22 protein-coding genes are annotated in these 26,068 nt (G+C 51.3%); 11 read left to right on the top strand and 11 right to left on the bottom strand.

Annotated features, from left to right (window positions below; all coding sequences use genetic code 11):
- Positions 1-55 precede the first annotated feature (55 nt).
- Together G5574_RS22060 and ascF are read right to left on the bottom strand one after the other, a co-directional pair.
- Positions 56-1,486: a 6-phospho-beta-glucosidase gene (locus G5574_RS22060; protein WP_164483313.1), complete on the bottom strand. Its 1,431-nt coding sequence runs from the start codon at positions 1,484-1,486 to the stop codon at positions 56-58.
- A 29-nt stretch (positions 1,487-1,515) separates the two neighbouring features.
- Positions 1,516-2,964: a PTS cellobiose/arbutin/salicin transporter subunit IIBC gene (ascF, locus tag G5574_RS22055; protein WP_110268504.1), complete on the bottom strand. Its 1,449-nt coding sequence runs from the start codon at positions 2,962-2,964 to the stop codon at positions 1,516-1,518.
- Between the two features lie 315 nt (positions 2,965-3,279).
- Between ascF and G5574_RS22050 the strand changes: the two genes are divergently transcribed.
- A complete protein-coding gene (locus tag G5574_RS22050; RefSeq protein ID WP_164483312.1) occupies positions 3,280-4,287 on the top strand; it encodes a LacI family DNA-binding transcriptional regulator in 1,008 nt (335 codons plus the stop codon).
- 15 nt (positions 4,288-4,302) lie between these two features.
- Here G5574_RS22050 and G5574_RS22045 read toward each other — a convergent pair whose 3' ends face one another.
- Positions 4,303-5,052 (bottom strand): DeoR/GlpR family DNA-binding transcription regulator, encoded by a 750-nt coding sequence (locus G5574_RS22045; RefSeq protein WP_164483311.1) that lies wholly within the window; start codon positions 5,050-5,052, stop codon positions 4,303-4,305.
- Positions 5,053-5,110: 58 nt separating this feature from the next.
- Positions 5,111-6,373, bottom strand: a complete 1,263-nt coding sequence (locus tag G5574_RS22040; protein WP_164483310.1) for a DUF1479 domain-containing protein — start codon at positions 6,371-6,373, stop codon at positions 5,111-5,113.
- Positions 6,374-6,598: 225 nt separating this feature from the next.
- Between G5574_RS22040 and G5574_RS22035 the strand changes: the two genes are divergently transcribed.
- A complete protein-coding gene (locus G5574_RS22035; RefSeq protein ID WP_164483309.1) occupies positions 6,599-7,420 on the top strand; it encodes a Cof-type HAD-IIB family hydrolase in 822 nt (273 codons plus the stop codon).
- Between the two features lie 261 nt (positions 7,421-7,681).
- On the opposite strand, the gene G5574_RS22030 is transcribed toward G5574_RS22035, so the two are convergent.
- Positions 7,682-8,365 (bottom strand): RipA family octameric membrane protein, encoded by a 684-nt coding sequence (locus tag G5574_RS22030; RefSeq protein WP_006121996.1) that lies wholly within the window; start codon positions 8,363-8,365, stop codon positions 7,682-7,684.
- Positions 8,366-8,523: 158 nt separating this feature from the next.
- On the opposite strand from G5574_RS22030, the gene G5574_RS22025 reads away from it, so the two are divergent.
- Entirely contained in the window at positions 8,524-8,835 is a 312-nt protein-coding gene (locus G5574_RS22025) for a hypothetical protein (protein ID WP_039339500.1), read from the top strand.
- 209 nt (positions 8,836-9,044) lie between these two features.
- A complete protein-coding gene (locus G5574_RS22020; protein WP_164483308.1) occupies positions 9,045-10,106 on the top strand; it encodes a diguanylate cyclase in 1,062 nt (353 codons plus the stop codon).
- Positions 10,107-10,169: 63 nt separating this feature from the next.
- On the opposite strand, the gene map is transcribed toward G5574_RS22020, so the two are convergent.
- The 3 genes from map to G5574_RS22005 form a co-directional block, all read right to left on the bottom strand.
- Positions 10,170-10,955: a type I methionyl aminopeptidase gene (map, locus tag G5574_RS22015; RefSeq protein WP_006121994.1), complete on the bottom strand. Its 786-nt coding sequence runs from the start codon at positions 10,953-10,955 to the stop codon at positions 10,170-10,172.
- The gene (locus G5574_RS22010; protein ID WP_039339494.1) at positions 10,955-11,197 is read right to left on the bottom strand and encodes a ParD-like family protein; all 243 of its coding nucleotides are present in this window, start codon (positions 11,195-11,197) and stop codon (positions 10,955-10,957) included. Before G5574_RS22010 ends, map begins: the two co-directional genes overlap by 1 nt.
- 221 nt (positions 11,198-11,418) lie before the next feature.
- Complete coding sequence (locus tag G5574_RS22005; protein WP_164483307.1) at positions 11,419-12,321, bottom strand: LysR family transcriptional regulator; 903 nt, start codon at positions 12,319-12,321, stop codon at positions 11,419-11,421.
- A gap of 98 nt (positions 12,322-12,419) precedes the next feature.
- Here G5574_RS22005 and G5574_RS22000 point away from each other — a divergent pair, with 98 nt between their 5' ends.
- Positions 12,420-13,985: an NADH-quinone oxidoreductase subunit L gene (locus G5574_RS22000; RefSeq protein WP_164483306.1), complete on the top strand. Its 1,566-nt coding sequence runs from the start codon at positions 12,420-12,422 to the stop codon at positions 13,983-13,985.
- A gap of 29 nt (positions 13,986-14,014) precedes the next feature.
- Entirely contained in the window at positions 14,015-16,555 is a 2,541-nt protein-coding gene (locus G5574_RS21995; RefSeq protein ID WP_164483305.1) for a YbcC family protein, read from the top strand.
- A gap of 330 nt (positions 16,556-16,885) precedes the next feature.
- Here G5574_RS21995 and G5574_RS21990 read toward each other — a convergent pair whose 3' ends face one another.
- Positions 16,886-17,086, bottom strand: a complete 201-nt coding sequence (locus G5574_RS21990) for a hypothetical protein (protein ID WP_155489654.1) — start codon at positions 17,084-17,086, stop codon at positions 16,886-16,888.
- A gap of 1,071 nt (positions 17,087-18,157) precedes the next feature.
- Here G5574_RS21990 and G5574_RS21985 point away from each other — a divergent pair.
- Positions 18,158-19,237, top strand: coding sequence for a tyrosine-type recombinase/integrase (locus G5574_RS21985; RefSeq protein ID WP_039339626.1), 1,080 nt, complete (start codon positions 18,158-18,160; stop codon positions 19,235-19,237).
- 60 nt (positions 19,238-19,297) lie between these two features.
- Here G5574_RS21985 and G5574_RS21980 read toward each other — a convergent pair whose 3' ends face one another.
- Positions 19,298-19,693, bottom strand: coding sequence for an H-NS family histone-like protein (locus tag G5574_RS21980; protein ID WP_164483304.1), 396 nt, complete (start codon positions 19,691-19,693; stop codon positions 19,298-19,300).
- 1,775 nt (positions 19,694-21,468) lie between these two features.
- Here G5574_RS21980 and G5574_RS21975 point away from each other — a divergent pair.
- The 3 genes from G5574_RS21975 (at position 21,469) to G5574_RS21965 (ending at position 23,248) form a co-directional block, all read left to right on the top strand.
- Positions 21,469-22,029: a non-canonical purine NTP pyrophosphatase gene (locus G5574_RS21975; protein WP_033742402.1), complete on the top strand. Its 561-nt coding sequence runs from the start codon at positions 21,469-21,471 to the stop codon at positions 22,027-22,029.
- On the top strand, positions 22,026-22,820 hold the full coding sequence (locus G5574_RS21970) for an SIR2 family protein (RefSeq protein ID WP_033742404.1): 795 nt from the start codon (positions 22,026-22,028) through the stop codon (positions 22,818-22,820). The genes G5574_RS21975 and G5574_RS21970 overlap by 4 nt, the downstream gene beginning before the upstream one ends.
- 113 nt (positions 22,821-22,933) lie before the next feature.
- A complete protein-coding gene (locus G5574_RS21965) occupies positions 22,934-23,248 on the top strand; it encodes a YebG family protein (RefSeq protein WP_006121982.1) in 315 nt (104 codons plus the stop codon).
- Positions 23,249-23,598: 350 nt separating this feature from the next.
- On the opposite strand, the gene G5574_RS21960 is transcribed toward G5574_RS21965, so the two are convergent.
- On the bottom strand, positions 23,599-23,937 hold the full coding sequence (locus G5574_RS21960) for a cupin domain-containing protein (protein ID WP_058702524.1): 339 nt from the start codon (positions 23,935-23,937) through the stop codon (positions 23,599-23,601).
- A gap of 156 nt (positions 23,938-24,093) precedes the next feature.
- Between G5574_RS21960 and G5574_RS21955 the strand changes: the two genes are divergently transcribed.
- The gene (locus G5574_RS21955; RefSeq protein ID WP_054634027.1) at positions 24,094-26,025 is read left to right on the top strand and encodes a methyl-accepting chemotaxis protein; all 1,932 of its coding nucleotides are present in this window, start codon (positions 24,094-24,096) and stop codon (positions 26,023-26,025) included.
- Positions 26,026-26,068 lie beyond the last annotated feature (43 nt).

Raw genomic sequence — 26,068 nt, 5'->3', positions numbered from 1 at the left:
CTTTAAATGCTTCACCGCCGTCGCGTCTGGCCACGTCTCGTGGCTGCACACCGACTCAATCCAGATCGCGGCCATTGCTGGCGATGACTTTCTTGTACCACCAGAACGATTTTTTCCGGCGTCTTTCCAGCGTCCCGTTACCGTGGTCGTCCCGATCAACATAGACAAAACCATAGCGCTTGCTCATTTCACCGGTTGAAGCCGCCACCAAATCAATGCAGCCCCATGTGGTATAACCCAGTACGGGAATACCGTCGCCAATCGCGTCAGCCATGGCGCGAATATGCTCACGCAGGTAGCTGATACGATAATCGTCTATGATTTCGCCTTCTGGTGTTAACTCGTCACGTGCACCCAGACCGTTCTCGACTAAAAACAGCGGTTTCTGATAGCGGTCGTACATCATATTCATGGTGATGCGAAGTCCAAGCGGATCAATGCCCCAACCCCATTCACTGCGTGCGATGTGCGGATTAGTCAGCGATTTGACGACATTGGCTGCGCTGCTGTTCTGGTCATGCATATCAGCAGATGCGCAGCGAGAGGCGTAATAACTGAATGAAACAAAATCGACAGTGTTTTTAAGGATCTCCGCATCGTCTTCCGCCATAACGATCTCAATGCCTTTCTCTCGAAACAGACGCGCGGAATACGCTGGGTAGGTGCCCCGTGCCTGCACATCGATAAAAAACAGATTTTCACGATCCTTTTGCAGTGCCGCCCAGACATCGTCGGGTTTACTTGACCAGGGATAAAAATTGCCGCCGGCCAGCATGCAGCCTACCTGGTTGGCCGGGTTGACCTCATGAGCAATTTTCGTTACCAGCGCACTGGCAACCAGTTCATGATGGGCAGCCTGATATTTAACCTGCTCGGTATTTTCACCCGGTTCAAACACCAGCCCAGCGCCTGAAAACGGACTATGCAGCATGATGTTAATTTCATTGAAGGTAAGCCAGTATTTCACAAGGCCGTCGAATGCCTCAAAACAGCTTCGTGCATAGCGTGCGAAAAACGCGATCATTTTACGATGACGCCACGATCCATATTCCGTTACCAGATGCATCGGCACGTCAAAATGGCACAGCGTCACCAATGGCTCAATGCCATAGCGACGACATTCGGTAAACAGATCACGGTAAAACGCCAGCCCCTGCTCGTTGGGCGTTAATTCATCCCCTCGAGGGAAAAGTCGGCTCCAGGCGATAGAGGTGCGAAAGACGGTGAATCCCATTTCTGCCATCAGCGCAATATCTTCGCGATAGCGATGATAAAAGTCGATAGCGGTATGGCTGGGATAAAATTCATCATCGCGCAGTGTGACGCGTTTTTCCTGCCCCAGTTTCACCGGCATGCGTGCCGGGCCAAGCGGTAACATGTCAACGGTCGTTAATCCTTTCCCGCCTTCAAGAAAAGCGCCCTCTGACTGGTTTGCGGACAGGGCACCGCCCCATAAAAATCCTTCCGGGAATACTGACTCAGACATGACATCCTCTTTAATACTGTAATCATTAATTAACTGGCGTTAACCGCGTTCGCTTTTTCTGCGGTGACGACGGACGAGGGCGCAGACGGCTGGGTCGTTTCAGGGATATCTTCAAACCCCAGAATGAGAGTAAGAATGAACGACAGCACGACAGAAAGCACCATTACCGCCACGACCCAGACAATCGACAGGGGATTGGACGGATCAAAAAACTGCACGCTGGTAAATAATCCTGGCGAAGCCATTGAATGGCTGGCAAGCCCGCCGATTCCGGCAACGGCACCGCAGATAAAGCCACTCATCAGGCTGGCGATTAATGGGCGTTTCAGGCGCACGGCGACACCGTAAAGAGCAGGCTCAGAAATACCGGCCACAATAGCGGAGGCCGCGGCTGCAAGCGCCGTTTGGCGTAATTCGCGGTTTTTCGTTTTAAAGGCGACGGCCAGCGACGAACCGCCAAGTGATAAGTTGGCCCCAATTTCTGAAGGCATCACCATGCCTTCTTTACCTGTTTCTGCAATCGTCTGGATGATGGTAGGGGTAAAAACCCGGTGCATGCCGGTCATTACCAGTAGCGGCCACAGCCCGCCCATGATGGCCACGGAAAGCCAGCCCAGATAGCCGTGAATGGTGTAGACCAGCGCAGAGATACCGCTGCCGATCCAGATGCCAATGGGACCTATTAATACAATCGCAATCGGTGCCGCAATCAGCACAATCAGCATGGGCTTGAGGAAGTTTTTGGTGACGGCAGGCGTAATTCGATCCACGCCACGTTCGATATGGGACAGAATCCACGTCATCACGAGGGCGGGGATCACTGTATAGGTATATTTCACCGCCGTCACCGGAACAGAAGCAAACTCGACATGCTGGCCTTGAGCTGCTTTGGCCATTAAATCGATGAAAGTGGGGTGCACCAGGACGCCGGCAATAGCAATCGCCAGTGACATATTGGTTTTAAATTTCAGTGCGGCAGAAGCCGCTACCATGACCGGTAAAAAGAAGAATGCCCCATCCCCGATAACGTTCAGGATGGTCAGCGTGGACGAGCCTTTGTCAAAAACGCCCGCCATATCCAGAATCATGGCCAGCAGTTTGACCATCGATCCGCCAATGATCGCCGGAATCAGTGGAGACATGGTACCGACAAGCGCATCGAGAATACCGGCACCAATGCTTTTCAGCGTGATACGACGTTTAACTGGCGAAGCGCTTTCAGCCTGCGGTTGACCGAGGGCCAGAACGGCCTGATAGGCTTTGGCAACATTATTCCCGATGATCACCTGATATTGTGTATCGGTATGCACGACGCCCATGATGCCGTTGACGGCCTTCAGGGCCGCCAGATCGACACTGTCGTCGTCTTTCACGACAAAACGCAGGCGCGTCATACAATGCGTAATGGCGCTAATGTTGTTCAGGCCACCTAAGGCGGTAACGATAGCCTGTGAAATCCCGGCATAATTTCCTGACATGATGTTTCTCTCGTAGGGTAGAGGGAAGTGCGTTCTGGTTTCCGCTCATGACGGCTGCCTTATTGTTTTACGTCTTTCGCCAGGGGAACGTTGCGTGACCACTGACGATCGGCACGGCAAAATAGGAAACCGGTTTCACAAAATCATGAAGCTGTTTTGGGGCTGACACAAGCGCCAATAATCACCCTGTGTTATTTCTGTGATTAAGGTCACTGTCAATGATCTGGCGCGCCCTGTGGGCTGGCGTGTAAATATTTCAAATAATGAAAGACTTAGGTAGACTGCTTTCAGGCTGAGAATTCTGGCGATCCTCATATGACAACGATTTCAGAAGTGGCAAAACGCGCCGGTGTCTCAAAAGCAACGGTTTCCCGGGTGTTGTCGGGCAACGGTTACGTCGGCAAAGAGAAACGTGAACACGTTTTGCAGGCTATCGCTGAAACAGGCTATCGGCCCAATTTACTGGCCCGTAATCTGGCAAATAAAAGTACACAAACCATAGGGCTGGTGGTGACTAACACACTGTACAGCGGCAATATTTTCAGCGAGTTAATGTCGCATTCCGCCAGGATTATGGAGCAGCAGAATCGTCAGTTAATTCTGGCTGACGGGAAGCACACTGCCGCTGAAGAGCGCGCGGCGATTCAGTTTTTGCTCGATCTACGCTGCGATGGCATCATCATCTATCCGCGCTTTCTGAGTATTGATGAACTGGATGCTATTATTTCCGACCACAAACAACCCATTCTGGTAATCAATCGCCGCCTGCGCATTCATGAAAGTTTTTGTGTATTCAGCGACCAGCAGGCAGCAGGGCGGCTGGCTGTCAATCATCTGCTTGAACAGGGGCATCGTGATATCGCGTTTATCACCGGCTCGCTGGATTCTCCTACCAGTCAGGAACGACTTTCCGGTTATCAGGCTGCATTAAGCGCGGCGGGCATTGCGCCTAATCCCCAGTTGATTGTGCAGGGTAAGTGGACCGCACAAAGCGGCATGCTGGCGGTCAAATCCCTGCTCGCCAGCGGCGAGTCTTTCAGCGCTATCGTAGCCAGCAACGATGAAATGGCAATTGGTGCCATTAAACAACTCACGGAAAACAACATTGCCGTACCGGCCAGCGTTTCGGTGATAGGTTTTGATGACATCCCGCTGGCTCCGTATGTGATTCCCTCGCTCTCCAGCATGAAGTTTCCGGTTACCGACATGATCAATGAAACTATCAACCGGCTGGTCGCCATGCTCGATGGCGGCGAGTTAATGCAGCGTAAGCCTTTTATCGCCAGTCTGGTGTCGCGCGATTCTGTCAGCGTCGCACCCTGAAACCGACAGCCACCTTTAAGCGATCGTCACCAGTATCACCTCGGTGCCTTGCTCTGTAAGCCGGTTCACGGTATCCGCGGGCAACCCGTGTTCCGTGATGACATGACGCGGCGCATAACCGGGCGATAAAGGATAGGGATAAAGCTGTCCGAATTTACTGCTGTCTGTCAGGACATAGCTCTCAGCGTTTTTTGCCAGTACAGCGTCCACCACGTCACACCGTAGCATGTCGCGACCGGTAAAACCGGTTTCCGGGTGCCAGCCATCAGCACCAATAAACGCTTTATGAAAGTGGGTCTGCTGAATGCAGTAACGCGTCAGTGGCCCGGTCATCGATTCACTGCTCTTTTGTAACCGGCCTCCCAGCACAATGACCTCACAATCGGCTTCTTTCAGCAGATGAGCGATATAGTGACTGACGGTGATAAGCGTCAGATTTTTTCGACCGGCAAGCGCAAGTGCCAGTAAGGCATTCGTACTGCCGCCCTCGATAAAAACTGATTCGCCCTCATTGACGCGTCCGGCGGCATAACGGGCGAGAGCCTGTTTGATGCTGAAACGTGTGTTCATCCGTGTGCTCACATTATCACTGTCCAGGGCGATGGCTGCACCGTGAACGCGACGTAACACGCGCTGCTGTTCAAGTTGTGTTAAATCCTGCCGTATCGTCACCTCAGACACACTGACAACGCGAGCCAGTTCACTGACGGTGATGCTGCCACGCGCATTGACCAGTTCGATAATTTTTTCCTGGCGCGTATTCATACCGGCTCCCTTTATCCTACTGAACCAAAGCGGGCATTAACCCGCTTACTCTTTTTTATCAGGACTGGCACAGGCTGCGTTTCCCGAGTGGGTTAAGGTCGGCCAGGGTAAAGCGATTCTTCCAGTCAGCTTCGTAATGCTCCGGTGGGAAATCCGCAGGGGAATGGCCTTGCTTCAGCGCATGCGCCACATGATGCGCATACGCACGGTTTTTATCGCACATCGGCGCAGCAGGAATATACATCACATTTCCCCAGCCTTGTTGGTTTTCGACCGGCGCGACCGCGTGAATAAGGTCACAATGCCACCAAACGGAATCGCCGGCGGTAATAGCCGGTACCGGGCATAAGCCCTTCATCAAATGGGGATGCCATTTTTCATTAACAGGCAGGACGCGGCCGGGTGCGACACCGCACAGTTCATCTTCCGGCACATCGGAGAGCAGTGGACGTAACAGAAGATAGGCCATTGCCATGGGGACGGGCACAACGTGAAGTAAACCCTGACCCGGGATCATATCGGACAGCGCGGTCCAGCCCTGGAAAGTGCGGAAGACAGAACATTTTGTGGTGTCCGGTACATCGTATTCATCGACGTCGCTGCGGTGAGCGGCATTCCAGGGATCGTAGCGATCAATATCCCCGTTAAAAACGGCGTGAAAGACGCGTTGATAAGCAGGCAACAGCCACCGTTCCAGCGCGCCTGAATCGGTATGCGCACCCAGTCCCTTTGAGGTGGTGCCCGGTAGCCGTCGACGGATACGGTCTGGATAGAGGATATTCACGTCAGGATCAAACCATCGCTGCCCCTCCGATTCATAGGTCCATAACCGGTTCAGAAACGACTGTACCTGATGCATTTCCGGGCGTTGACTGGCCTGCATTTGAGCCTGAGACCAGTAAATGGGGTAAATTTCTGGACGGGATGCCTCAAGACTGCCGAAAAAATTGTCTCCTGGCCCGCGGTACTGTGCATCAAACTGGTTTTCATCCAGATAGCGCAACATGTCGGCATCCCAGGCCAGTGCCTGCTCACGAGGGAAATGCTGCCGGACGACGACACAGCCGCGCCGCTTGATACGCGCCCGCGTTTCCGGGGAAACCGTGCCTGAGGCTATCGCCTCGCCCGTGACGATGGGCCAGGCGCTCCCGGTTTGAGCCTCTTCCAGCCTGGCTTCGGCAATGGCCTCTTCTGTTTTCTGACAGACTTGCCGAAATACGCGCTCAACGTCGCCGATCTGCTCACGTGCGCGCTGCTTAAAGTTACGGATAGAGGCAGAGACGTCCTCAGGAAGTGGGGTGTAGTGAAGTCCTTCGCGCATAGATTAACCTCTTAACAGATGATGTCATTTCGAATGAAATTTATGTAACCTTCATTCGAAGGTGATGGTCATTATTAACAGAGCTTTAACTTTCAATCTGGGCGCGACGGCACAATTTGCCATAACAGGCGGAAATTCAGCGTTTGTAACTTTCAATAATCCTTACAGCGAGTAAGCTTAACCACACAGTTAGCCTGTTAAGGCCGGGAGCAAAGGGGGAGTAAAATGGCAGTAAGGATGATTGCAGTGGATATGGACGGTACCTTTCTTGATGAAAACAAGCAGTACAATGTCCAGCGCTTTTCACGCCAGTATGCTCTGCTCAAAGAAAAAGGTATTCATTTTGTGGTCGCCAGCGGCAATCAGTATTACCAGTTACAGCGATATTTCCCTGACATCAAAAATGAAATTGCCTTCGTGGCAGAAAACGGTGCGTGGGTGTCGCATGGCGATGAAGTAATATTTTGTGGCGAGCTGGCAAAAGAAAGGGTACACAGCGTACTCGATATTCTGGCCAGAGAACCGGATATCAGCGTCGTTGTTTGTGGCCGCAAAAGTGCTTATGTTCATGCGTCCATGCCGGATAGCGTGATCGGCATGCTAAAAAATCATTATTACCGACTCGAGAAGCGCGACAACCTTTACGATATTGATGACACTGTCTTTAAGTTCTCGCTCAATCTGGCGCACGAAGGGATTGAAAGCCTGATGACGCGTTTGCATACCCAATTGGGCGAAATCGATCACATCATGCATCCCGTTTCCAGCGGTTATGGCTTTATTGACCTGATTATTGCGGGTTGCCATAAAGCGCACGGTATCGCTTTGCTTCAGCAAAAATGGGGCATTAGCGATTGTGAAGTGGTGGCTGTCGGCGACAGCGCGAATGATATCGAGATGTTACGTCAGGCCTGCTTTAGTTTTGCAATGGCCAATGCGGGTGAGGCTGTCTCGGCTGTCGCGCGTTTTAAAACCGAGAGTAATACGGACGAGGGCGCGTTGAATGTGATTGCCCGCGTTCTGGCTCGTGAATTTCCATTCGACTGATTTCACTAATCAGACATCAACCAACCCAAATCACGTCCTGCGGAAACCACAGGTGACGTTGTCACTTGTAGCGATGTTTCAGGGGCTGCTTACGATGAGTGAGCAGCCCCTGGCGAGCCTGAACGTAAGCTGAGCATCAACGAGGCATAATATAGTTACAACATACTTTAAGCGTTTTAAGTTATCCCTAGCATTAACCTATGTGCCTGTTTCGCCTGCCAGATGCAAAGGCTGGCCCGATGCATATCGGGCCATGGAAGGTTAGCGATCGGCTTTATTTTCATCAACACCGGAGGGATCGTTTTCAGCCTCTGACTGCCACGGTTTCAGGAGCTGAATATCCAAAATGACATAAACCATCGTACTGATAAACAGTGAAATGACGCTACCAAACACACCGCTGGTAGTGAAGGTAAGGTAGTTATAGATGATTAACCATGTGAGGCAAATGAACATCGCGAGCGCCAGCATGATGGATGAAAGCGAGTAGTTGCTGGTACCCGCGCCTTGCTGATGCGTCAGTTTAAATACATGACCAGTGGTATACCTTTCCAGAATCAAAAGTGTTCGTTGCCAGTTACGGCGTTGACGTGAACCCGCGCGCACAAGAAACAGGTAAAGCACAGAAATAAAAAAGCCGGAAAAGGCGATAAGCACCGGCACGGCTTCTAACGCGTATTCAATACTTTTGTGACTCGCCCCGGCGGGACTCAGGTCCAGCGTCAGTGATGCACCCAGCGCCGCATAGAGAAAAACGAACAGGGCCAGAAACGTGATCGTCCGTTTCCAGTCTGCCTCAGCCTCATGATTTTTTTGCTGTAGCGCGACAGTATAAGCGCGATCAATGTGTTCAGCGTGGGGAGAGTGCATCTCAATGACGTCAACGGGTTCGTCCAGAAGTGCGGTGATAAATGCTTTATGATCGTCAGGCAGGGGGATTTTCATTATCCAGATTCTCGTTGTTAATTTTCGCTTATTTTAGCTGTCCTGAGACGAAATGATACTCACGTTCCCGGTTAAAATGCGTTAAGAGGCAAGCAAATGCCTTTTATTCATCCGGCTTGTTGTACACTGCCGATGATCCCACGACGAGGAAAGCGACGATGAATGACAAGAAAATGATTTCCATCGATCAGTTCAGCGATGAAGAGCGACTTGCCGTCAATGAAGTGCTTCATCATTTGATTGAAAAATACCGCCAACGTACGGGTAAAGAACCGGACGTCAAAAAAGAGAAAGCGCTTAACCTTGAAGCGCGTCAGCAGGTGATGGCGGATAAATTGCTTAAAGAAAAAGTAAAAGCAGAAAAGGAAAACAAAAAACCTGTCCGAAAAAAGAAACCGTCCTCACTGACTGCCAGTGAAGTCAGCGATTTTAACTGGTCTGCGTCGGTCGCGAAGGGCCGCAGGAGATAGCGGCAATGTATTGCTAAATTGACAGCCTGATGCATGACAATGAGGTGATGTTGCGCGTTGGGCTTAAACGTATTTTTTAAATGCGGGCAGCTAACATTTTTTCTCGTCAGAAAAAATAATAAATAAAGCGGAAAGAATCTTAAAAAGTCATGCGACCTGATCTTTTTGTAGATAAACTGCGTTATATAGACTGCTAATTACGCCTTCGAATGACCTATTACTCACCCGATGATAATCATCTCAAAATGCGATCGACGCGATTTGTTCGTCGCATGTTCGCAATGCGCCAATTAGGGACGATTTTATGTGCCATGCCAATCGCTTCTGTATTAGTCGAACAGGGTCACGGCATCTATATTTTTGCGTTACTGATCGGTAATGTCATCGTCTGGCCGTCTCTGGCCTATCGCCTTGCGGCTTCCGCGCGTGATTCAACCGCGAGGGAAAGAATAAATCTGACGCTTGATGCGGCGTTTGGCGGTATCTGGGTCGCGTTGCTGGCGCTGAGTCCCATGCCGTGTTTTGTGATCATGGCAGTATTAATTTCCGACCGTTACGCAGCAGGCGGCTGGCCACAGCTCTTGTCCGCATTTCAGTCATTTCTTTTTGCCTTTCTTCTGGTCTGGACGTTTGAAGGTGCGCCGGTATCAATGACGTTCAGCCTCCGTACAGCCTGGCTGACATTACCGCTGGCGACCTTTTATATGCTGGCGTTAAGCGTTGTATCCCATAATCTGACGTATATGCTGCGTCAAAAAAATCGCGAACTTGAACGCATTGCATTAATGGATCCGGGTTTGCAAATTCCTAATCGACGTCTTTTTGAGCGCCGACTCGAAAGCGAATTTCTTCGTACCCGCCGTGGAGACAGTAAAGCCTATCTGATTCTGATCGATGTTGACCATTTCAAACATGTTAACGATACCTATGGTCACGAAGCAGGGGATTTTCTTCTGGCGGAAATTTCAGGTTTATTACGCGATAGTGTGGGAATGAAAGACACACCGGCGCGGTTCGGTGGCGATGAGCTGGGCGTCATTGTCCGTGATGCTGATGACGCTGGCATCGTCAAACTCGCTGAGCATATTCAGTGGCGCATTACGCAGTTACGGTTGCCTGCTTCGCCCGATTTTACCTGTTCAGTCAGTATTGGTATTGCCTGTGCAGAAAAAGCCAGTTCGATACACGAATGGTTGCGCCGTGCCGATGAAGCGTTATATGACGTTAAGCGCTCAGGACGTAATGGTTTAAAGTTATGGCGAGGTCTTTAAGCACAGGGCACGATATCTTATACCGCAAAAATAAAGCCGCCTGTTAAGGGCGGCTTTATTGACTCAGATAGCGGGATAATCGCCCGTTCCCTCGGGCCAGGGCGTGAGCAGGTCAAAACCCGTGTCGGTAACGGCAACGGTATGCTCCCACTGTGCGGAGAGTGATCGATCCTTCGTGACTACCGTCCAGCCATCGGAAAGCACGCTGGTGCCCGCTTTTCCGGCATTGATCATCGGCTCGATAGTAAAAATCATACCAGCTTTCAAGGGCATCCCTTCACCGGGCGTACCGTAATGCAAAATTTGTGGGTCGGTATGATAAATCTCGCCGACGCCATGACCGCAATATTCTCTGACAACCGAAAAGCCGGCATTTTCAGCAATGCGCTGAATGGCTGCCCCTATATCGCCTAAGGTCGCGCCAGGACGGACAGTTTTTATACCGGCAACCAGCGACTGGTAAGTGATATCGACCAGGCGTTTGGCGCGCACGGACGGTGTGCCAACAAAATACATGCGGCTTGTGTCGCCATACCAGCCATCTTTGATAATGGCGACATCGATATTCACGATATCACCGTCTTTCAGTTTTTTTGCCGCAGGGATGCCGTGACAGACAACGTGGTTTACAGAGGTGCAGGTGGTTCGCGTATAACCGTGATAACCGATATTAGCCGGCGTCACGTTGAGTTCATTGACAATAAAATCGTGGCAAATATCGTCCAGCTCTTCCGTCGTAATGCCTGGACGAACGTGCGGTGTGATCATGGCCAGCACCTGTGCTGCAGCATGACCTGCCGCGCGAGCTTTTTCGATTTCTTCGGCGGAATGTATTTTCACTGTTCCCATTACACTTCTCCCTGTGGGGCCAGGTCACTCTTATGCAGCACCTGGCGAATATCAGCACCGCCGTTCATTTCTATACGAATGAGCGTTTGCGCCAGTTCATTTTGCGTTAACTGCGGATAGAGCTCGGCCAGCATGCCCAGTTTTAACCAGTGCTCAGCCTGCGAGTTGATCGAGCGGCTCATTGCCTGACTGGCAATACGAAGATTCTCATGCATCACGTCGGATATTTTTACGATGCCCATACTCATCCTGTATATAAAATGTATGCGTTTTATATACAGGGTAATGCCTGCAGTGGAAATTGCAATGAAAATTCATGGGCATCTGAAAATGTGTGAAATTTACGCGACGTTCTTCTGTATTTTTTACACCAACGCCTATTTATATTTTAGTGTGAAACCTCAGAATTTTAGCTATTGGACGATTCAATACATTGCCAGGCAACCTGCAATCGGCGTGATACTCAGTTGGGCACCTGTAATTTTTGCGCCCCTGCCAGCAGTTGCTCCAGCACGTCAATACGATGCCGGTGTGGTGTTGTGATGGCAAAGAAGCGCTCCTGCAGTTCATCTGACTGACCCACGGAGACAAGAATGCCGGCGCGTAGCTCATCCTGAACCACAACCTCGGGCAACACGGTGAGCCAGCCGCTGTCGCGGGCGATCAGACGCAGCATCGCCATGTCGTCCACCTCGGCTCGCAGTCTTGGCGTCACGCCGGCCTTAGAACATAAAGCATCAAGTTGCGCACGCAGGGCATGGCGCGGGCCGGGCAGGGCAATCTCCACGCCATCCAGGTCTTCCGGGATGCGCAGGCTTTGTGACGCCCATTTGCTCGCGGGGCCGACGACGGAGATAGACTGGCTGCCCAGGAACACGCAGCGCAACGGACGATCGGGATCGGCAGGTACCGTCTCATTAGCCAATACCACATCCAGCTTATGCTGCGTCAGCCTGACCAGCAGGCCCTCCAGTAATCCGGACTCCAGTGTCAGTACTATGGCAGGGTCGGTAAGCGCGGGCCGAATCCAGTTTTCCTGATAATTTCGCGACAGCGTTGCCACGCTGCCTACGCGTAACCGTGTAACACCGGCTGACGTGCCTTTTAACCGTCCCAACATCTCCTGGCTCAGACCAAAGATGTTGTCGGCATAGGCCATAACCAGCTGACCTGTATCTGTCAGCATCAGACGGCGACCTTTACGGATTAACAAACTTTCTCCAAGTCGATCCTCCAGTTGCCGAATTTGCACCGAAACGGCCGATTGCGAGGTGGCCAACTCTTCGGCAGCCCGCGTCAGATGCCCAAGCCTGGCCACGCGCCAGAAATAATAAAGGTGATGAAAATTCAACTGGTTGAGGTTCATTGTTCGTTTTTTAATATTGAAATGTGCAAATAAATATATTTTACAGAATAGTTCAGGTCAATGATCATACGGCTAATTAAGCGTATGAGGGAAATACAATGAATATCCTTGATGTTCTGCATCTGGTCTGTTTTTTGGCGCCTGCATTTCTAATGGCCGCATTAGCGGGACTGACGCGGTTTAGTTGGATTACCACGCCGATGCTTTGGCGTGTATTACAGGGAGTCTCGTTGAGTACCATTGCCTTAACCGGACTGTGTCTTGCCGCGGGCATCAGTGGTGCGCAATGGACGGGCGTAATAATGGCAACCTCTTTTGGCCTGGTTTTGGCTTTACTGGTGCAAGTGCTGGGTAAGGTTATCGCTTCATTTTCTGCGCGTTACCTTGAAGGGGAAGCCAACCAGCGAGGCTATATTGGCGCACTGGCCGTTGTGCTGTGCAGCGTGCATCTGCTCGTGATCGCCGATAACTGGCTGCTGCTCATCGCGGCCTGGGCCGCAGTCGGTGTGGCACTTCAGCACTTGCTTTGCTTTTATCCCGATCGGCCTTTTGCGCGGCTTGCGGCACACAAAAAGCACATTGCGGATCGCATGGCTGACGTGATGTTGCTTGGCGCTGCCGCGCTCGCCTGGTGGGATGTAGGTAGTTTCTCGCTGTCAGCTCTGGGGATGCATATCGCTCAGCATGGCATGTCCCTGTCCTTACAGGCGAGCGCCGTTCTGCTCGTAATGGCGGTCATCCTTCGTACGGCCTTGCTACCCGTGCATGGCTGGTTGATACAGGTGATGGAGGCGCCAACACCGGTATCCGCACTCTTGCATGCTGGCGTCGTCAATCTGGGTGGCTTCGTGCTTATTCGCTTCGCACCCATGTTAGATCAGGCAAACGCTGCGCGCATCCTGTTGCTGATTTTCGCGCTGGCGACCGCTGTGCTGGCAGGCATTGTCATGTTGACTCGCATCAGTATTAAAGTGCGGTTGGCCTGGTCGACCGTTGCGCAGATGGGCTTCATGCTGCTCGAATGCGCGCTTGGCCTTTATACGCTGGCGGCACTGCATCTGATTGGCCATTCACTCTATAAAGCCCATGCTTTCCTGTCGGCCTCGGAAGGTGTAAGAGACACTCGCCTGCAGGCTTTGCACCGGGCCGCTTTGCCCAGCACCCTTAGCGTGTTTTTTGCCCCCGTGCTGACAATTACCGCCGTGTTTCTGGTGCTGATGCTCTCAGGTCTTGCCGCCTGGCCCTGGTGGTGGAGTGTGGTGCTTGGTATGGCCTGGGCACCGTTACTGTGGTTACCCGAGGCTTCAGAGGGCGGGTCTGGAAAGTCGGCGCAGCTTCTTTTCGGGTGCGTCACGGTGATCTGTCTGACGACAGTTGCGCTGTCAGCACATGCGCTGCCGCTTGGCCTGCAGGATATGCCGGATGACAGTCTGGGTCTGATCGCGCTGGCAGGCATGGCGGCCCTGTATCTCTGTCAGGTGTTATTGCAAAAGCAGCCGCAACACCTGTCGCGCTTGCGTCAATGGAGCTATGCGGGTTTTTACCTTGACGAAGCCTTCACACGTCTGGCGCTGCGCTTATGGCCAGTTAACCTCACATCCCGGGTTTCTATGCACGTTGAACCTGAAGTACCAACCGCGCCTGTTGCTGACAGGCTGAGCTGAACCACACGAATAAACTGGAGAGCCTACTGATGGATACCTTAGTCAATAACGAAAAAACCGGTTCGGCGAGCCTGACGCAATCGACACAAAACGCCTGTTCCCGGCATGCTGCAATTGAGCAGGCTTGCAGCCAGGCCTGCCAGGCGATTGCACCTACATGGCCGCTGGATCGCGCCATTGCTGTCAACCCTCACTGGTCGCGTATTGGCATGCCGGTACGCAGGGTGGCCGCCCGGATGGCGGTACTCGGCGGTATCCGGGTATTCCCATCGCGCGATCAGCAGTTCCTGGCCTGGCGCGAGGGCCGTATCAGCCTTGCCGATCTCAATCTGGCGCTACATCAGCTGCCCGAAGCACAAGCGACCGGTCTGACGGCTGAACAGTGCCTGGATGCGTTACAGGCAAGAACCTCACCAGTGCAATTGCCGCTGCTAATCGATGTGCTCGACAACGATCCTGATCGGCACCAGAGATTATCCTGGCGGCAGGCTATCACGCACCAGGTTGGTCAAACCTGCGCCGCCTACTTCGATGAAGATCAGGCGAACTGGCAGCCTCAGCGGCAGGGCTTATATGCCTTCTGGCGGGATACGCTGGGGCACGATCAGGGTATCGGTTTGTTAATGGGGTTGCCCCATATCACAAATGCTATCAACGCCTTACCCGATAATGCTACCGATGCGGAGCGTTGGCTTATCGCACGTCTGGGCCTGCCTGAAGCTGTATGGGCGGATTATCTGGAATCGGTACTGCTTACCGTGAATGGGTGGGCTTCCTGGTGTGCCTGTCTGAGCTGGCAGGCGGGACTGGCGGGGGGTAAGGACCCACACCTGCGCGAGTTGCTGACGATTCGCTTAGCCTGGGGCGTAATCCTGTTGGAATGCAAAGATGATGCAGCAACCCGGCACGCGCTTGCTTCGCTTCAGCACGCCTGGAAACAGGCTCACCAGGTGCTGGAGGCGGCGGAACAGGCGATGCTGGTTGACGAAGTATGGCAACTGGCGCTGGAGATTGGCTATCAGCGTGAGTTGGCACATCGGCTGGCCTCGGCAAAAGGTCATGGTACGGAACATCAGGCAATCGAAGCACAGGCTGCTTTCTGCATTGATGTGCGCAGTGAACCGTTGCGCCGTGCGCTTGAGACCGTGAGTGCTGGTATACAGACCATCGGTTGTGCAGGATTCTTTGGCCTTCCCATTGCCTACACACCGCTGGGCACGCAAGCCCGCCGTCCCCAGTTACCCGGCTTACTTGCGCCTTCCCTGGAGGTCGCTGACCGTATCGTGGAGGCGGGTTCGCAATATAAAGCCGATGCGGCACTGCAAAGCCAGGCCAGTCGTTCGCGTCACGCCCGATTTGCCATGGCCGATCAATGGAATGCGATTAGCCGCTGGCCGGGGGCTGCCTTCTCGTTTGTGGAAGCGGTTGGACTGGGCTACTCGGTCAAGCTGGTAAACTGGTTACGCCCGGGCAATAAAGCACGTGCCAGAGATGATCTTGCTGGCTTACCTGCGCGGTTTCGGGAGACGTGCCGCCCACAACTGGTTGGGCTGGATACTGAGGCTAAAGTTAAGCTCGCTGCCGGGGTTCTTCATGCCATGGGCCTGGAACAGCATCTGGCACCTATAGTGCTCCTCGTGGGACATGGCAGCCAGTCAGCTAACAATGCCCACGCAGCGGCACTGGACTGTGGTGCCTGTTGTGGCCAGACCGGTGAAGTGAATGCACGCAGCCTGGCGCAATTGCTTAACGAACCACAGGTTCGCCAGGGGCTGCAAGCGCAAGGAACAGTGATTCCGGACTCTACGACGTTTGTGGCCGCCCTGCATAACACGACTACCGATGAAATCGAGTGGTTTGATCTCGATTTGTTGCCGCAAAGTGCGCGCGCCCGCTGTGAGCGATTGCAACCGATTTTTAATCAAGCCAGTGATCAGGTTCGCCGCGAGCGGGCACCCGCCCTTAAGCTGGACCCGCGTGCGCCCGAAGATGTGTTGCTCGGACAACTACGCCGTCGCGCTAATGACGGGGCACAAACCCGTCCCGAATGGGGTCTTTCGGGCAACGCAGCCTTTCTCATTGCCCCTCGTCACAGAAGTCGTGGCGTAGTCCTGGGCGGGCGCAGCTTTCTGCATGACTACGATGCGAGTCAGGATAGTGATGGCAGTCTACTGGAAGGCCTGATGACCGCACCCATGCTGGTCACACACTGGATCAACTGGCAGTACCACGCGTCAACATGCGATCCGCAAAGGTTGGGGAGCGGCAATAAGGTGCTGCACAACGTAGTGGGGGGCCGCATCGGTGTCTTTGAGGGCAATGGCGGCGATCTGCGGATCGGTTTATCACGTCAGTCGCTCCATGACGGCGAGCACTGGATGCACGAGCCGTTGCGCCTGACCGTTGTTATCGACGCGCCGCAAAGCGCCATTGACACAGTGATTGGTAAGCATGAGGTTATCCGGAAACTGCTCGATAACGGCTGGCTCCATCTCTGGCGCTTTGAAGAGGCCGGTCTGGCACGCTATGCACAGGGTAACTGGCTTTCACTGAATCTGGAGAGTCTATAAGAACGCCTGTGTGCTAAGGCCTTCGCTGAAAAAATGAAGCGACTGTCTGCCAGACACAAAAAAAGTGACAGTGTAACTAATAAGTGATTTTTTATTCTGTACAAAGGGGTAGTTGTCCCCTTTTTACAGACATAAAAATCGTTCCAACCATTTTCAGAATAACGCGAGCAGGCCAGTTAACGGCCTGCATTTTTTTGCCGGTAAGCTGGCGTTCAGTATGACGTGGCGATCAATCCTGTATTGCACACGAAGTTAATGGGTGTTTAAAGAGTGATGTCTGGCTAACCGACTGAAAAGTAGTACTTTATCGATGTGATTCAGGCGGCAGAATTAACGACTGTCGGCAGAGTGAACAGGCGAGTCGTTCACATGCAGCACGGCCATAGCCGTCACCTTCAGCCTTTGTCTTGCGGTGGCGAAACCGGAAATCGTATTGACAGAGAGCAGCGGTAATTCATCACGCAACGTTTTTAATAATGTCGACATGCCAGTACGGAATTTTAGTACGCCATCGGGCGGTCTGTAGGCCATAATACGCATTCGGACATTTATTGCAGTGAATGCTTATTTTGCCGATATCATAAGAAGATAGTACAACCCTTGTAACACAGCGCGATGCAACGCATGTCAAACTCATCTCCGGGAACAACGTAATGCGATCACTAATTATCATGGGCCTGGTGTGGGTTCTTGCTGCATGTTCTAACTCTGTGGGACACAATTTCGATACGGCGACTATTCAGAAGATTAAACCCGGTCAGACGACACGCGCGGAGCTCATTCGTATGTTTGGACCGCCTGATACAGAATCACCTTACCCCAACGGGCAGCAGGTCATGATGTGGAAATACAGTCAGGCCAGGGCCCTGGATACATCGGCGGGAAAGACGCTTACTGTGCAAACTCAAAACGGACGAGTTTTTAACTATACGTTTAGCAAGAGCTGAAGCGGCTGGTGTTACGCGCAATTGTTTCATTTTCAATGTTAGAGTGCAGTGCCGCTGTATCAAATGCATTCTGACCACATGGTCAACCCGAGAGTGCCTTGTTATCGATAATCTCTCCCGTAGCCCGAGCCAGGTATTGCAGAGATCTTACTGGCGGTGCGACTCATAATTTATGGCAGGGGGCGTACTCATGAAGCGGTAGCACGACGATCAGAACCCCGTAATTTATCTGCGCCTCCTGGTATTAGTGAAGCTGTCTCACTTGCTATTACTGCGCCTGTTCATCTGAACGTGCGCAGAGGTTTCCTGCCCGGATCTCCGTACAGCGAATAGCTGTCAAATGCACAAAACGCATCGCGGAATTTTTGACCGCATACTTTGCAGTTAGCTGACGTATCCCATTCATCGTCTTTATCTCCTGAGAAAGCGCCGTTGTGGAAATAATCCATCATTTATCGCGTTGTTCTCTGCGGGTTTATTAACCAATCCATTTAAAAATAATGAGAGTCTTTCCCTTAATGACTTTCTTAAAAAGCGTACAGCGCTACCATTGTGACTCCAGACTTAACAGGTCTGGAGTCACAGGCTGTTGGAAGGTAGAATCTGGCCGACAGTTTTACGATCAGGAGAGGCAGTGGCAGAAATTTTGACAGAAATGACATCGCCACATGTGGGCCGTCACGTTATGTGTTGGCTCAATCAGATCAGACATGCTTCCTTGTCTGATCTGGATAATTTTGGCGACGAAGGAACAGTGGAGCAGGTTATCCGCGTGTGGGTAAAACTGTCGTTGCTTGTCACCCGACGTCGTCCCGAAATTGCCATATCATCACTACTCAGGCATGTGTTGCCGAATATTGGCACTTTACCGCTAAAAAACCTGACGCGTTTACGATTAAACAGGCTCTATAACGTCCTGATTTCTGAAGGTAAAAAAGAGGAAGCCCGGCGCGTTTTTGCTCTGACTAAACAGTTTTTGTCCTGGGCCGAAATGCAGGGTTACCTGGCGCATTCGCCCGTGGCTTCACTGAGGAAACGTGATATTGCGGGCCGTGCGTCACCTCCACGAAGCCGGCAACTGTCAGACGCGGAGATTTGGGTTTTCTGGCATGGTCTGGATAACTGGTCGTTGTCAGAACAGGTACGCTGGGCCTTACGCCTGTGTCTGGTCAGTGCCCGTCGGCCCGACGAAGTGGTTCAGGCGCGGAAATCAGAATTTAATCTGCAATCCGGATTATGGAAGCAGGGAACACGTAACAAGTCCCAGCGCGAACATACTTTACCCATTTCAGCGTTAATGCGCCGTTGTATTGAGGCCTTAATTGCCGCCAGCGATCCGGCTTCTCCCTGGCTCGTACCTGCGCCGCGTGATGTCATGCAGCCGCTTTCGAAAGGTGCGCTGAATCAGGCACTACGCCGGATGTTGCGTGCGCCTCGGGGATTAGGGCTGGAACCTTTCACGCCGCGTGATTTACGTCGAACGGCACGTTCGAAACTCGCCGCGCTGGACACGCCAAACGATGTGGCAAGAAAAATTATGAATCATGCATTAGAGGGAATCGATCGGGTATACGATACGCATGATTATGTTGTGCAAATGCGGACTGCGCTGGAGCGGTATTCAGAAACGGTTGAGCGTATTACTGAAAGCGACAGCTACCATCATCTCCCTCATCGGTATGAGAATGAGACGCTACAATTAGCCAGTTCATCAATAATGATGATGAGCAGATAATCTCTTAAAACAATGTTTCCAATAAAATGCGCGGTATCGAAATCAATACCGCGCATTTTGTCAGATCAGGAAATCGTCAAGCGAACCGCCAGCGTCCAGCACCTTTTTAATTGGCGATGGTGTACGGCCCTGGCCTGTCCACGATTTAGTTTCACCGTTTTCATCGGTATAGCGATATTTAGCAGGGCGAGGTGCGCGCTTAGCTTTTGTTTTTGTCTCTGTGGGCAAATCAACCAGTTCAGAAATATCAATGCCGTCATTCATCAGCATTTCTTTATACTTAGCTAACTTATCTGCTTTCTCGCGCAGCATAGCTTGCTCAGCTTCTTCTTCTTCACGGCGTTCAGCGACAACGACAGAAAGCTTTTCGAGCATTTCATTTAACACATCAAGCTCAATTTCCCGGGCTTGTGCGCGTAGAATACGAAGGTTATTTAATGCTTTGAGCGCATCCATTGGTTAATCCTTAAATTACAGCGAATATTTAAACAGGGTCATTCTACGAAAAATAATCAAGGAAAGAAATATCTCTTCTGTCTGAAATGTACAAATTTGTTACCGCTTAGGATTATTACGGCATTTTAAACGCATTAAACATACATAAAATTTAAATGCCAGACGCATTGTCAGCGCCTTTTTCGTTGAGGTCCAGGTGATAAACGGTAGCATATTACGGTGACGTATTGAAAATAACGCCCATTTATTTACTTAAAAAAGCAATAAAAATCAGTGTGTAATGCATTGCCTCCTTACCAGTTACAGGGATATTACGGCATAATAAAGTCGCTTCATTCCAGCGCAGGTAAATGATAACGTCAGGTTAATAATTCCCCATGATAAATTGTCCTTATCTTCATTCTGCTCCAAAATGGTTGTGTCTTAATCGCCGGATAATGTGTTAACCGTCTTGTTCATTCCTGTTCACGGGATTAGTTTTTGTGAAGCCAGACGATTACTGAAGTCTGCAACTTTTCTTACAGGACAAATCCTTCTTTTAACACGGTTAGTCAGCGCAATATAGATCGCTATGATGGATAACATTGTGGGTACGCGCGCCTGTCTGTCTTAAGGTTTAATCACACATTTCGTGCTGTAAAGCAGAGCTATAAGCGGAGCGTTGACAAGTGACGGCAAGAATAAAAACGGGTAGCTAATATCATCCTGATGGCCTCTCTCCGTCACTGTACTTAAAGCCAGTCGGGAGGTTATCGTCGCTATAAGAATTTATCAGATCAACAACATTTATATGGCTGCGGACGTGATGCCGTTTGCTTATGAAAACACAACGTATTGCTGCCATTAGATTCTTGCACTTTTCGCTAAGGCGGATATTGTCATCTTTTCCGCTATGGGATGCTTTTCATTCCACGTCTGAAAAGTGAGTCGCTCTGTCTGACAGAATAACGTGCAGGGGGTTTCTGGAACCATTCAAAACCGCTTTTCACATAAACATGCGTAGTGCGGCGTCTTTATCATTTTCCTCAGGATGAATTTTGAAATGCCGGAAGGGTGAACAGTCGGTGTGAAGGGCGGCACTGGTCTGCACATGCCGTACATTAGCAATAAAAGATATAAACGTTCATCGCTGCCGTTTGCAAAACAGCTTTGCCACCGATAAATACACAGGTCCTTGTCAGGGCGTCACGTCCGACTTTCTTCCCGATTCTTTTATACAGCCTCGCCAGAGCACTCTCTGCCAGTGAAAGACAGGTTCAGCCCCTGACGAGTGATGCGGCTTTGACGAACGGAACAGAGAGCGCAGGATAAACGGCTTATGCTATGCGTAATATTTTCGATTCATCTGTCAGGCATTGGATGGAAAATAAAACGTCAGTGACTTGATACTGTCAGTACTATGATGACGCCTGCATCAGTCTGGCTGGCGAACAGAGCCCCTGAAAGAACTTCGCGGCCGGTTTCTCTGTGGCTTACGGTATTTCCGCGCTTTGGAAAGGTGCAAAAACGCAGACGATGCGCAAAAGATGGTGTGTCTTTAAATAGCCAATGCAGCGGGTGCTTATTAAACGGAGCGGTGTTTTACATCATGCCTTATTCGGACTTATTCACGTCCTGCGTTGTTCTGTTTTATCCGCTCTACTCTGTAACCCCGCGTTTTGCGCAAATGTTCACGCCAGAAAGGCGCGAATTTGCGCTACACTCACCAGCGATAACCTCTTGTTCTGTCTCAATGATAAATTTGACTGAGGCAGCGTAATCAACGTGGAAGAAGCATGAAAATCAGATTCCTTTCGGCCAATGAGCAAAAACTGGCGGAGGTCCGCGGAATACTGGAACCTGTGGGCGTGGACGTCGTACCCATCGCGCGTCGCATTGAAGAAATTCAAACGGAAAATGAACTGGATTTAGTGCGAGATAAACTGACGAAGGCCTTCTCTATTATCGGACGTCCGCTTTTTGTTGAGCACACCGGGCTGTATCTGGATGGCCTGAATGGTTTGCCTGCGGGGCTGACGCGTATTTTCTGGAATCGCCTCGGTGCCGATCGCTTTGCATCGCTGGTACAGGGCCTCGACAGTCAGGGTGTAACCGCCAAAACCGTACTGGGTTATTGCGACGGACGCAAAATGTACCAGTTTTTCGGCGAATTGCGCGGCACTATTGCACCTGAACCTGCCGGTCCCCATGGATTCCAGTGGGACTGTATCTTTATTCCCGAAGGATACGATCAAACCTTCGCTGAGATGGGCGAGAAGAAAAACGAAATTTCCAACCGTCGCATTGCGCTGGATCGTTTTGCTGCCTTTTTAAAAACTGCACGAGGCGTGGCATGAAACCTGAGCTCAAACGCGCATACGATTCCGGCAAGCTCATTCTGTTTGCCGGAGCCGGTCTTTCCCGTAATCTCGGCCTGCCTGAATGGCATGAGCTTATCGCTCATCTGGCTAATGAACTGGGGTACGATCCGAAAATTTTTAATACTTACGGTACGCACCTCTCTCTGGCTGAGTACTACAAGCAGAAAAAAGGTTCGTTAGGACCGTTACGAAGCTGGATGGATCGCGAATGGCACCGGCCTGATATTGATGTCCGCAGCTCTGAAATTCATACCATGATCACTCAGGGCAACTTTTCACGCATCTATACCACGAATTACGATCGGTGGCTGGAAGCCGCGCATGAGGCCCATGGCGTGCCTTATTCAAAAGTGGCGAATGCAGCCGATCTGGTTTCACTCACCGAAGATAAACGTCATATCATCAAACTTCATGGCGACTTTGATGACGATACTTCTATCGTACTGGATGAAAGCAGCTACTTTGAACGCCTCTATTTTGATTCGCCGTTAGATATCAAGCTGACCCATGATGTCATGGGCAATTCGGTTTTGTTTGTTGGCTACAGCATCAGTGATTTTAATATTCGTCTGCTCTTCTATCGGCTGACAAAAATGTGGGGGCGCACAGGCCTGGCAACCGCCCGACCCAAATCTTACCTTTTTACCAATCGCAATAACCCGGTGGCAAAAGAAGTATTGGGGCAATGGGGAATCGAAATGATCGTGTCGGAAGAGGACGATCCCCGTAAAGCGTTGGCTGAGTTTATGGAAGAATTACTGGCCTGATGCACACCGAATGGCGTAAGCAGGGCAGGTTTAACCGTTGTGTCTTTTCTTCACTGGAAAACGTCGCCGACTGTGTTATACTGTATAAATAAACAGTATGTGAGGGCAATAAAATGGCTGTCGAAACCAAATTTGTAGTAGTCAGAAAGGGTGAAGAGAAGATGACATTTGCCAATAAGAAAGAGGCCGATGCCTACGACAAAATGCTGGATATGGCAGAGGCGTTCACCGACTGGTTACTGGCACACCAGGCCGATATGGACGAATCGCAGGCTGAAACCTTAGGGTTGTTGCTGGCAGAGCAAAAAGACGCGGTACAGCATATTCTTCGCACCAGCAAATTACCTGGCACGGCGCAAAATGTGTCAGAAACAGCTGACGCGACTGCGCAAAGTGAGAAAAAAGTCCGCGCCGTTAAAGCGGCCTGATGGTTCATTCCAGGCAGTTCATTACCTGTGAACTGCCTGCCTGTTATCACGCACAACGCTCTCTCCATAACGCTTCGCGCGCATTGACTGGTTTGCGCCGTGCTTGCCTGCATTACGATCAGCCAGTCAAATGTGTGATGGCAAAAGCGTAGTGATGGAGATATCTGGCAAGCCAGCCAAAACAAAGCGCAGAGCTGTGAAGCCAGCCAGTATGATTCCACATGAATAAGTCCGGTTTTTCATCCCGCCAAAAAAGAGGGCACAAACTGACATATTTTTTCCGCCCGTTTATTGTTTCAGGTCAAAATCATCGCGATAAGTTACCAAAATTTCACTTTCCCGCCCGGTGTTCAGACGACATCGTGACGATCGCCACGCGTTGTGGGATGAGAAATGACTAAAAAAGTGACGCTGTTATCGCTGATATTGCGAGCCTGATGTTTTGCGCCGGGGGGAATTTCAATTCCCTGTTGCGTCTGCAGATGATGCACCACACCTTCCACCTCAAGGCTGAGCTGGCCTTCCAGCACAAAAAAGAACTGCCGCGATCGCACATGATAATGCCGTATTTCATGTGTTGCAGGCGGCATCTGCTCATAAATAATGCTCAGATCGTGTCTTTTAAGCAGATGCCAACCCTCACACTGCTCACCCCAGAAATAATGTTCTGCGTTCTCTTTCGAAATCATGCGCTTTCCCCCTGATGATGAACGTTGTGATTAAGGTCTGACTTGAGTCATGAGAATTAAAGTTCGTTTATTGAGCGCCGATAGATCCTTAAGGAACATAAAAGCGTCTGTCTGGCAGGGAAGTCAATTAAGTCGATCGATTTCAGGGGAATCCGCATGACTTCTCAACCCGCAAAAAAAACACTGACCACCCGCACCCAGATGCTGCTTGCCGGTGGCCTGACTATTACGCTTGGTTTTACCGTCACTATTGGCGTCCTGAGCTGGCAATCGGCAAAAGAGCAAAAAAACTTAGCGGAAAATTATCTTCAACAGATTGCACAAAGTCGCGGCCTGCAGATTCAGCAAGAGCTGAGTTACGCGCGCGATATGGCACACAGCCTTGGCCAAAGCCTGATTGCCTTACCAAAAGCGGGCGTTAATGACCGGAAAATTGCCGACAAAATTATGGAGTATTCCCTCAGGGCCAACCCTGACTATCTCTCTATGTCCGTGATTTTTGAACCTGACGCGTTTGACGGTCGCGATGCGGAGTTTGTTGGTCAGAAAGGACAGCCACCTCAGGGCCGCTATGCCTGGTTTGTTGACCGCGATCAGTCCGGCAACTATGCCATGCATCCGCTGCTCTCCTATTTGACGCCTGGCCAGGGGGATTATTATCTTGTCCCTCAACAGTCGCGTAAAGATACCCTGATAGAGCCCTACAGCTACCCGTACAACGGCGTGCCAACCTTACTGACCTCGGTTGCCTCACCCATTATCGATCAAGGCAAGCTCATGGCGGTGGTCACATCGGATATTTCGCTTGCGTCATTACAGCAAAAAGTGAACCAGATAAAACCCTGGCAGGATACGGGTTATGCGCTGTTGCTTTCGAACAGTGGCAAAGTGGTATCTTCACCTGTCAAAAATGACGCCGGTAAGGAATGGAAAGGCGACAAAGACAATTTTACCCGTCAGATCGTCGAACATGATGATCCGGTGTTGGGTGAAAGAGCCATGTACACCTGGTATCCGGTGGTGACAGGCAACAGCGATAAGCCCTGGTATGTGGGAATTGTCGCCCCTGTAAGCCAGGTCATGGCCGCCGCGAACCGCCAGCTCTATTGGGCTATCGGTTTAATGCTTGTGAGCATCCTGCTGGTAGGTGCCGTACTGGGGTTATTGTTTAATCGCAAAGTAATGCGCCCGCTTGGTGGCGAACCCGCAGAAGCAGCCCGCATTGCGCTGGCCGTTGCGGAAGGCAAACTGAGCAATGATATTCAGGTCGCGCACGGTGACAACGCCAGCCTGTTTTACGCCCTGCACACCATGCAGAGCCAGTTGCAATCCATTGTGGGCCAGATTAAAGATGCCAGCGCGTCTGTCAGAGAGGGGGCCAGTGAGATAGCCAGCGGCAACCTGGATTTAGCCTCGCGCACCGAACAACAAGCGGCAGCACTGGAAGAGACAGCAGCCAGCATGGAACAAATCAGCGCCACGGTTCGCCTGAACGCGGATAACGCCCAGCAGGCTACGCACCTGACCGGAAATGCGACAACCATTGCCAGCCGGGGCGAAAACCTGGTGGGCCAGGTGGTACAGACCATGTCGCAAATTGATGACAGCTCAAAGAAGATTGGCGATATCACGACCATGATCAACAGCATTGCCTTCCAGACCAATATCCTGGCGCTCAACGCAGCCGTTGAGGCGGCCAGGGCGGGCGAGCAGGGGCGCGGATTTGCGGTAGTGGCCTCTGAGGTCAGAAACCTGGCGCAACGCAGTGCCGGTGCGGTCAAAGACATTGCCGCGCTTATTGAAGAGTCCAGTGCCCGGGTACAAAGCGGCGTCACGCTGGTCAATGAGGCAGGCAAAACGATGCATGAAATGACCCAGGCTGTCTCCTCTGTACAAAGTATCATCAACGAAATCGTTGCCGCGTCAGATGAACAGGCGCGAGGGATCAGTCAGGTGACGATTGCGGTAAATGAAATGGACGGAACCACGCAGCAAAACGCGGCTTTGGTGCAACAAATGTCGGCGGCAGCCAGTTCGCTTGAAGATCAGGCGCAACAGCTGGCCCAGACGGTGCAGCAATTCCGTTAAGTGAAAGCCGCTGAATAAAAACAACCCGCGCACATCGCGGGTT

Source organism: Pantoea stewartii (assembly GCF_011044475.1).
Taxonomy (GTDB): domain Bacteria; phylum Pseudomonadota; class Gammaproteobacteria; order Enterobacterales; family Enterobacteriaceae; genus Pantoea; species Pantoea stewartii.
Note: the sequence above shows the minus strand (reverse complement) of the source record. Positions and strands in the feature narration are given on the sequence as shown.

What these genes read in the sequence shown, in the direction of transcription:
- G5574_RS22060 (WP_164483313.1), bottom strand. Translation starts at nt 1,486, where the DNA reads ATGTCTGAGTCAGTATTCCCGGAAGGATTTTTATGGGGCGGTGCCCTG.
- ascF (WP_110268504.1), bottom strand. Translation starts at nt 2,964, where the DNA reads ATGTCAGGAAATTATGCCGGGATTTCACAGGCTATCGTTACCGCCTTA.
- G5574_RS22050 (WP_164483312.1), top strand. Translation starts at nt 3,280, where the DNA reads ATGACAACGATTTCAGAAGTGGCAAAACGCGCCGGTGTCTCAAAAGCA.
- G5574_RS22045 (WP_164483311.1), bottom strand. Translation starts at nt 5,052, where the DNA reads ATGAATACGCGCCAGGAAAAAATTATCGAACTGGTCAATGCGCGTGGC.
- G5574_RS22040 (WP_164483310.1), bottom strand. Translation starts at nt 6,373, where the DNA reads ATGCGCGAAGGACTTCACTACACCCCACTTCCTGAGGACGTCTCTGCC.
- G5574_RS22035 (WP_164483309.1), top strand. Translation starts at nt 6,599, where the DNA reads ATGGCAGTAAGGATGATTGCAGTGGATATGGACGGTACCTTTCTTGAT.
- G5574_RS22030 (WP_006121996.1), bottom strand. Translation starts at nt 8,365, where the DNA reads ATGAAAATCCCCCTGCCTGACGATCATAAAGCATTTATCACCGCACTT.
- G5574_RS22025 (WP_039339500.1), top strand. Translation starts at nt 8,524, where the DNA reads ATGAATGACAAGAAAATGATTTCCATCGATCAGTTCAGCGATGAAGAG.
- G5574_RS22020 (WP_164483308.1), top strand. Translation starts at nt 9,045, where the DNA reads ATGACCTATTACTCACCCGATGATAATCATCTCAAAATGCGATCGACG.
- map (WP_006121994.1), bottom strand. Translation starts at nt 10,955, where the DNA reads ATGGGAACAGTGAAAATACATTCCGCCGAAGAAATCGAAAAAGCTCGC.
- G5574_RS22010 (WP_039339494.1), bottom strand. Translation starts at nt 11,197, where the DNA reads ATGGGCATCGTAAAAATATCCGACGTGATGCATGAGAATCTTCGTATT.
- G5574_RS22005 (WP_164483307.1), bottom strand. Translation starts at nt 12,321, where the DNA reads ATGAACCTCAACCAGTTGAATTTTCATCACCTTTATTATTTCTGGCGC.
- G5574_RS22000 (WP_164483306.1), top strand. Translation starts at nt 12,420, where the DNA reads ATGAATATCCTTGATGTTCTGCATCTGGTCTGTTTTTTGGCGCCTGCA.
- G5574_RS21995 (WP_164483305.1), top strand. Translation starts at nt 14,015, where the DNA reads ATGGATACCTTAGTCAATAACGAAAAAACCGGTTCGGCGAGCCTGACG.
- G5574_RS21990 (WP_155489654.1), bottom strand. Translation starts at nt 17,086, where the DNA reads ATGGCCTACAGACCGCCCGATGGCGTACTAAAATTCCGTACTGGCATG.
- G5574_RS21985 (WP_039339626.1), top strand. Translation starts at nt 18,158, where the DNA reads ATGACATCGCCACATGTGGGCCGTCACGTTATGTGTTGGCTCAATCAG.
- G5574_RS21980 (WP_164483304.1), bottom strand. Translation starts at nt 19,693, where the DNA reads ATGGATGCGCTCAAAGCATTAAATAACCTTCGTATTCTACGCGCACAA.
- G5574_RS21975 (WP_033742402.1), top strand. Translation starts at nt 21,469, where the DNA reads ATGAAAATCAGATTCCTTTCGGCCAATGAGCAAAAACTGGCGGAGGTC.
- G5574_RS21970 (WP_033742404.1), top strand. Translation starts at nt 22,026, where the DNA reads ATGAAACCTGAGCTCAAACGCGCATACGATTCCGGCAAGCTCATTCTG.
- G5574_RS21965 (WP_006121982.1), top strand. Translation starts at nt 22,934, where the DNA reads ATGGCTGTCGAAACCAAATTTGTAGTAGTCAGAAAGGGTGAAGAGAAG.
- G5574_RS21960 (WP_058702524.1), bottom strand. Translation starts at nt 23,937, where the DNA reads ATGATTTCGAAAGAGAACGCAGAACATTATTTCTGGGGTGAGCAGTGT.
- G5574_RS21955 (WP_054634027.1), top strand. Translation starts at nt 24,094, where the DNA reads ATGACTTCTCAACCCGCAAAAAAAACACTGACCACCCGCACCCAGATG.